The organism is Neobacillus drentensis (assembly GCF_036965245.1).
GTDB lineage: Bacteria > Bacillota > Bacilli > Bacillales > Cytobacillaceae > Neobacillus > Neobacillus drentensis_G.
Map to the genome: position 1 here is coordinate 30,186 of NZ_JBALPG010000024.1, position 7,016 is coordinate 37,201.

The 7,016-nt window shown below is 40.5% G+C and carries 4 protein-coding genes; 1 reads left to right on the top strand and 3 read right to left on the bottom strand.

The window, feature by feature from the left end:
- Window positions 1-330: 330 nt before the first annotated feature.
- Window positions 331-1,635, bottom strand: coding sequence for an Nramp family divalent metal transporter (locus V7150_RS06995; protein ID WP_335515405.1), 1,305 nt, complete (start codon window positions 1,633-1,635; stop codon window positions 331-333).
- 237 nt (window positions 1,636-1,872) lie between these two features.
- Between V7150_RS06995 and selB the strand changes: the two genes are divergently transcribed.
- Entirely contained in the window at window positions 1,873-3,756 is a 1,884-nt protein-coding gene (selB, locus tag V7150_RS07000) for a selenocysteine-specific translation elongation factor (protein WP_335515408.1), read from the top strand.
- Between the two features lie 43 nt (window positions 3,757-3,799).
- Here selB and V7150_RS07005 read toward each other — a convergent pair whose 3' ends face one another.
- Both V7150_RS07005 and V7150_RS07010 read right to left on the bottom strand, forming a co-directional pair.
- Window positions 3,800-5,287, bottom strand: a complete 1,488-nt coding sequence (locus V7150_RS07005; RefSeq protein ID WP_335515411.1) for a TerD family protein — start codon at window positions 5,285-5,287, stop codon at window positions 3,800-3,802.
- Between the two features lie 202 nt (window positions 5,288-5,489).
- Window positions 5,490-6,950 (bottom strand): alanine/glycine:cation symporter family protein, encoded by a 1,461-nt coding sequence (locus V7150_RS07010; RefSeq protein ID WP_335515414.1) that lies wholly within the window; start codon window positions 6,948-6,950, stop codon window positions 5,490-5,492.
- Between the last annotated feature and the right edge of the window lie 66 nt (window positions 6,951-7,016).

The window sequence follows — 7,016 nt, forward strand, 5'->3', positions numbered from 1 at the left end:
AGCGACCGAACTCGCTGGAATTCACCGAATCCGGTCCTTAAGAACTTCTATAAGCGACCGAACTCACTGGATAATCCCGAAAACGGTCGTTAAGAACCCCTATAAGCGACCGAACTCGCTGGAATTCGCCGAATCCGGTCGTTAAGTACTTCTATAAGCGACCGAACTCACAGGATTTCCACGAATACCGTCGTTAATAGCTTCATTAACCGGCCAAGCTTTCTTTTTTTCACATTCTAAAATATATAAAAATAGAGTGCTAAATCTATTCGGATCAGCACTCTATTTATTTTTAACAATAGAACCAATTAATAAAATTTGTTTTTTCATTTATCCCACAATCATCTGAACAACCAACCAAACATTTAAACCCAGGATGATAACGGCAAAAATCGTGGAAAGTATGGTTGTGATTCGTTTATTGGTTAGCACGCCCATCAATTCTCTTTTTTGCGTGTAGTAGATTAACGCAATAATCGGAAATGGTAGAACGATGCTAAGCACTACCTGGCTAATAATTAGTGTTTTGGTTGGGTCAACGCCGATGGCTACAATGATCACTGTTGGAAGCATCGTGACTAAACGGCGAATCCATAATGGAATGGTAAATCCCACAAACCCCTGCATAATAACTTGACCGGCCATTGTACCAACGACAGAACTTGAAATACCTGAAGCAAGCAATGATATCAAGAAAACACTGGCTGCAGCTGAGCCGAGCAGCGGTGTAAGTGTGTGATAGGCCGTGGTCAGGTCGGCAATATGACTTTGACCGGATGTATTAAAAACTGATGCAGCCATATACATCATCGCGAGATTTACAAATCCGGCAAGTGTCATCGCAATCATAATTTCTTTTGTACTAAATTTTTGAATCTTTATTTTTTCCATATCATTTCTTGGGACAATGCGATTCTGTGTTAAGCTTGAGTGCAAATAAATAGCATGCGGCATGACGGTTGCACCGATTACTCCGACTGCAAGTATTATGCTTTCACTGTTACCCAGCCAAGGAACGACACTATGATAAGCAATTTGTAAAAAATCGGGCTTTGAAAGAACTGTTTCCACTAAGTAACATAACCCGATTAGCATGGCAAAGGCGGCGATGAATTTTTCCAACGGCCGGAAGCCAAATTTTTCAAGCATCAAAATCAGGTAGGTAACCACACCCGTAATAATAGTGGCAAACAGCATTGGAATGCCGGCAAGTAAGTTTAATGCTAGTGTCGCCCCTAAAAATTCGGCAAGGTCGGTCGCCATTGCAGCAAGCTCAGAAACTACCCACATTATGATTGTAAGCCATTTAGGCATATGATCCCGGCAAATTTCGGGCAGGCTTTTTCCTGTGGCGATTCCAAGTTTGGCTGACATGTTTTGTAAGAGCATCGCCATTAAATTGGCTAAAACGATTACCCAAAGCATTTTATACCCAAAGCGGGCACCACTTTGTATGTTGGTTGCAAAATTTCCAGGATCTATATAAGCAATTGATGCGATGAAAGCAGGACCAAGAAACGGCAGTAATGCCCGTATCCCTTTTACTTTTCCATTAATGGCATCTCTTGCGGCAGACACAGTTCGTTGTTCCGCTGCACGAGCCTTGTCAACTGCAAGTGAATTTGTATAGCTCATCGGATACCATCCTCTCTTTTATGTTTTTCGTAGACGCAAGGTTTGTTCGCTGGTGAACAAAAGTTGCGTTGATGCAAATTTATAAATCTATTATATAAAATTTCGAACAATTTGTGAATGTTTTTGCTTAAAAAATATATATTTCTTGAGAGAGAAATGGAAATGAAAATGTTCGCTTGAACAAAAGTACTTTAAAGGCTACAGTAGAATGGTAGAACGATTAAGAAGGTGGTAATCTTGGAAAAACGATATTTTACGATTGGGATGGCGGGACATATTGACCATGGGAAAACGTCCTTAACAAAAGCGCTAACCAATGTCGATACAGACCGTCTAAAAGAGGAGAAGGAACGACAAATTTCGATTGAACTCGGGTTTGCTCCATTATATGAAGACAATGAAATCCAAATTTCAGTCATTGATGTACCCGGACATGAGCGCTTTATCCGGCAAATGATAGCAGGAGTAGCTGGAATTGATTTAGTGGTGCTTGTCGTAGCCGCTGATGAAGGTGTGATGCCGCAAACGAGGGAACATCTTGATATCTTAAAATTCTTAGGTGTAAAAAATGGTGTAGTCGCCATTTCAAAAATTGACAGGGTTGACGAAGAATTTATTGAACTAGTTAAAGACGATATTTTAGAAGAGCTTACCGGGACTGTTTTTGAGGATGCCCCGTTTGTTCTCCTTGACAGCTTATCTAAAAAAGGTATAGAAGAGATAAAAGAATTGATAAGAAAAATATTAATGGATCAAGAAATGCGTGATGCAAAAGGGGCATTTCGTCTGCCGATTGATCAGGTATTTACGGTAAAAGGTCAAGGGACGGTTGTTCGTGGAACTGTATATGAAGGTACAGTTGAGGAAGGACAAGCACTAAAAATTATGCCAAAAGGGATTGAAGTAAGAGCAAGGCAGATTCAGGTGCATCATAAACAGGCCGGGAAGGCGTATGCAGGACAACGGACGGCCATCAACTTATCAAATGTATCAAAGGAAGATTTGGAACGTGGTGATGTCCTCGTATCATCCGAACATTTCATTGTAACGAAAACAGTTGATGTTGCAATTCGAATGGTTGAGGATTTAGAACATATGGTCAAGCAGAGGATGCCGATCAAGCTTCATATAGGAACTGCAGAAGTTATGGGGAGAATTGTATTTTTTGACCGTAACGAGATTAAGGAAGAAAATGGGGAGATCCTTTGTCAGCTGCGCCTCGAGGAGGAAATTCTGACGAAACGCGGAGACCGATTTATTTTACGCAGGCCAAGCCCTCAGGAAACCATCGGCGGTGGCTGGGTAATTGATCCCCGTGGAAATAAGTATCGCTTCGGGAATCAAACAATTGATGAGCTTGAGAAAAAAAAGGTTGGAACGCCTAAGGAGCGCATTACAGCGGCTTTAATCGAAGCGAAAAGTCTTCCATTAAATGAGTTAATTAAACGGACAGCACTTGATGAAGAAATATTAACAGAGCATTTAACTGATACCGACTTTGTTTTATATAATAGAAAAGAGTATACACTACAGTTAATAATCAATTCGATTGAAGAAGATATTTTTGATAGGTTGCAGGAATTTCATCAGGCCCATTCAATGAAGACTGGGGTAAATAAGGCTGAGCTATTGCACACCCTACAAACAAGGTTTCCTAAAACCTTACTGGAATTTGTGGTGGAAAATGGAATTACAAACGGAATCTTTAAACGGAAAGAACAATTTGTTTCCTTATCATCCTTTGTACCGCATGTTCCTAAAAGCTGGGAGAAACGAACAGAAAATTTACTTGTGGAATTAAAGAGGGACGGACTAAAGGTTCGTTACTTAAAGGATTATTTTTCAACCGCCGGGATTCCTGAAATGTTGGAATTTGATTTAAAGAGATTTCTTGAAGATCAGGAGTTAATTGTACTACTAGATGAGCAATTTGCCTATCACGGGGAAGTGTTTAAGGAAGCAGTTGGAAAACTTCGCAGCCAAACAGGTTCTGAATTTGAAGTAGGCGATGCCAAGGATGTTCTTGACCTATCAAGGAAATACATGATTCCATTTTTAGAAAGATTGGATGCAAAAGGTTTTACAAAAAGGGTAGAGAATAAACGAGTTTGGCAAAAATAAACGAAAAGCCTCATTTCCTAGCGGGAAATGGGGCTTTTAATTATTACGACAGAAATTCAGCTGGATTTAAGCCAAGCTCTCGGCAGATGTCTGCAACCATTTGTTGTTCATTGTGATCGAAGTTTCCATCAGCATACCCGATGGCAATGCAATAGCGGGCAACTAACCGGGCAATTTCCGGCTTTGATCTTATTTTTCCAAGGGCACGAAATGCCTCTGCACGACCCATCATGCGGTCATTTTCCATTCTAGAAATGAATAAATTGAATTTTTGTATCACTTTATTCGTTTCAAATACTCGCAATTCCTCACTTTGATGGATAAATTCCATCATCTTTTGCCGTTCCGATGCGTCTAAATAGCCATCTGCCATTGCTACTAAGGCACATGCTGCAACAACTGCATCAAGAACGTCTTGGCTTTTATATCGATTGAATAAATCCTGTGCTTTTCGCTTTTGATTGTTTGCCCATTCGGCATAATCCGTTTGCGAAGGGGACCATGTGCTGCCACAGCTATTACATGTTAGCTTTAGCTGGTTTTTCCCTATAAAACCGCCAAGTAAGCCGACAGGACCAAGGATTAGCCCGCCGATAGCTGCTTTACCTAAACCAAATCCTTTTTTCCCAGTTCTGACATTCGTTGAATGACAACGCGGGCACATGATATCGTCTCCACCATAAGTTTGACGTGGGCTAGAAGTGGTTGGGTATGTCGACTGTGAGGGATACCCATACGCAGGCTGCTGGTATGACGATTCCGGTTGAAGATGTACGGGCTGCTGGTATGAAGGGTTATTCATTTGGCTTTGTTGGTATGGATTATGGCTAGTTTGGTTTTGCAGATTCGGATCATATTGATTCGGATTATTTTGTTGATAAGAGTTAAAACTACCTTGATTCTGTTGATAATTTGACTGCTGTGTTGGTGGTGTTGATGGTGCGCTCACAGGAGGGTCATCAACCGTAATTCCAAAGTTACGGCATAATGCGGCTAATCCACCTTGAAAACCGCTTGCAATCGCATTGAATTTCCATTCTCCATTATGGCGGTATAACTCCGCTGCAACAATAGCTGTTTCAACTGTAAAGGTCCTGCCTAAGTTAAATCTTAATAATTCTTCGTTAGTAAGCTCATTAAAAATACGGACATAGGACTCTGATACTTGTCCGAAATTTTGCCGTTTTACCTGTGCATCGTGAATGGTAATCGTAAAGGCGATTCGATGGATATGGGATGGAACTTTGTTTAAATCGATTCTGATTTGTTCATCATCTCTTACACCCGTACCAATGCGGTTATCGCCGCTGTATATGATTGATCCATTTCCACCTGAAGGGTTGTTATAATAAACAAAGTCCTGATCACTGTTCACTTTTCCAGTTTCACCTAATAAAAATGCCGAAGCATCCAAATCAAAGTTAGAACTAAGATTGCTGCCATTCCATCCTAAACCGACAACGACTTTTTGCAGACCGGGGTGTGATTTCGTTAAATCAACCTTTTGCCCTTTACTAAGTGTAACACCCACACTTTTCACTCCTCATCCTTTATTGTTTATGTACATTATAAATCTATTTTTGAAAAAGGGAAAAACTTCTAGCTGTTGAACTTTTGCCTACTCTTAAATTGTACGAGAGAAGGGGCAAAAAGTTTCACTTTTATCTCATAGTTAAAAAGAAATAAGGACTAACTCATAAAAGTTAGCCCCCATAACTCATATTTTTCAAGCATCAGCCTGTTTTTTCATCTTTAAATGACTGAGAATACTCATGCTCCCAGAAGTCCGCATCTTTAATCCCAAGTTTTACAGGGTCAAAAACAGGATCCTTTCCATCTTTCAGCTGTGCTTCATAGTCTTTAAGAACCTTTAACGCTGGTTTAGTCAAAAGGAGAATGGCGATAATATTTAACCAAGCCATACTTCCTACACCAATATCACCTAATGTCCAGGCGAGGCCCGCTGTTTTCACACATCCGTAGAATACCATTCCTAAAATAGCTACTTTAAGAATATATTCTGTCCATACTCGCCTTACTTTTTTATTAATATAGGCAAGGTTAGTCTCTGCCATATAATAATAGGCCATGATCGTCGTAAAGGCAAAGAATAATAAGGCAATCGCGACAAAAGGAGCACCAAATCCAGGTAGCACTGATTCAACGGCGGCTTGTGTATATCCAGGACCAGGTTCTACATCTGCAAGATTTGTAACAATTGCTTTTCCGCCTTCAGGAGTAACATTGTACATTCCAGTAATCAGAATCATGAACGCTGTTGCAGAACAGACGAATAACGTATCAACATAGACTGAAAACGCTTGAACAATACCCTGTTTGGCAGGGTGGGATACCTCTGCTGCAGCAGCTGCATGCGGGGCAGTACCTTGTCCTGCTTCGTTGGAATAAATACCTCGTTTAACCCCCCAAGAAATGGCTGCACCAAGAATTCCACCAAAGGCAGCATCGGCGCCGAATGCACTTGAGAAAATTAATTTTATTACACTAGGTAGTTCAGAAATGTTCAATATTGTAATAAGAAGAGCCACAATGATATAGCCCAGTGCCATAAATGGGACGACGAATTCAGCTACTCGGGCAATCCGTTTTACTCCCCCAAAGATGATGATTGCAAGGCATAAAGCTAAAATTACTCCTGTAATGGCAGGCGGAATATGGAAAGCGTTTTCAACACTTAATGCAATACTATTTGCTTGTACACCTGGTAATAGAACTCCTGTTGCAATGACAGTGACAATCGCAAATAAAACGGCATACCACTTCATTTTTAAGCCTTTTTCTATGTAGTAGGCTGGTCCGCCACGGAATTGCCCATTTTGTTTTACTTTATATACCTGACCTAAAGCCGCCTCAACAAAAGCTGATCCTGCACCTAAAAATGCAATTGCCCACATCCAGAAAACAGCACCAGGCCCCCCATAAGCAATCGCTGTTGCAACACCGGCAATATTACCAGTACCAACCCGGCCTGATAATGCAAGGGTTAATGCCTGGAATGAGGAAATTCCCGCATCTGATTTGCCACCTTTAAACATCAAAGGAATAATATCTTTCATGTGTCTTACCTGAAGAAATCTTGTTGCAAGAGAATAAAATAAACCTACCCCTAAACATAAATAAATAAGTGCTGGGCTCCAGATAATCCCACTGAGCCAATTTACAAACTGTTCCATATATTTCCCCCTTAGTACGTTACTATTTATTATTATATAACAGATTATTATTCAAATAAAAGAATT

Coding starts and splice junctions, on each gene's coding strand:
- V7150_RS06995 (WP_335515405.1), bottom strand. CDS start 1,635: ATGAGCTATACAAATTCACTTGCAGTTGACAAGGCTCGTGCAGCGGAA.
- V7150_RS07010 (WP_335515414.1), bottom strand. CDS start 6,950: ATGGAACAGTTTGTAAATTGGCTCAGTGGGATTATCTGGAGCCCAGCA.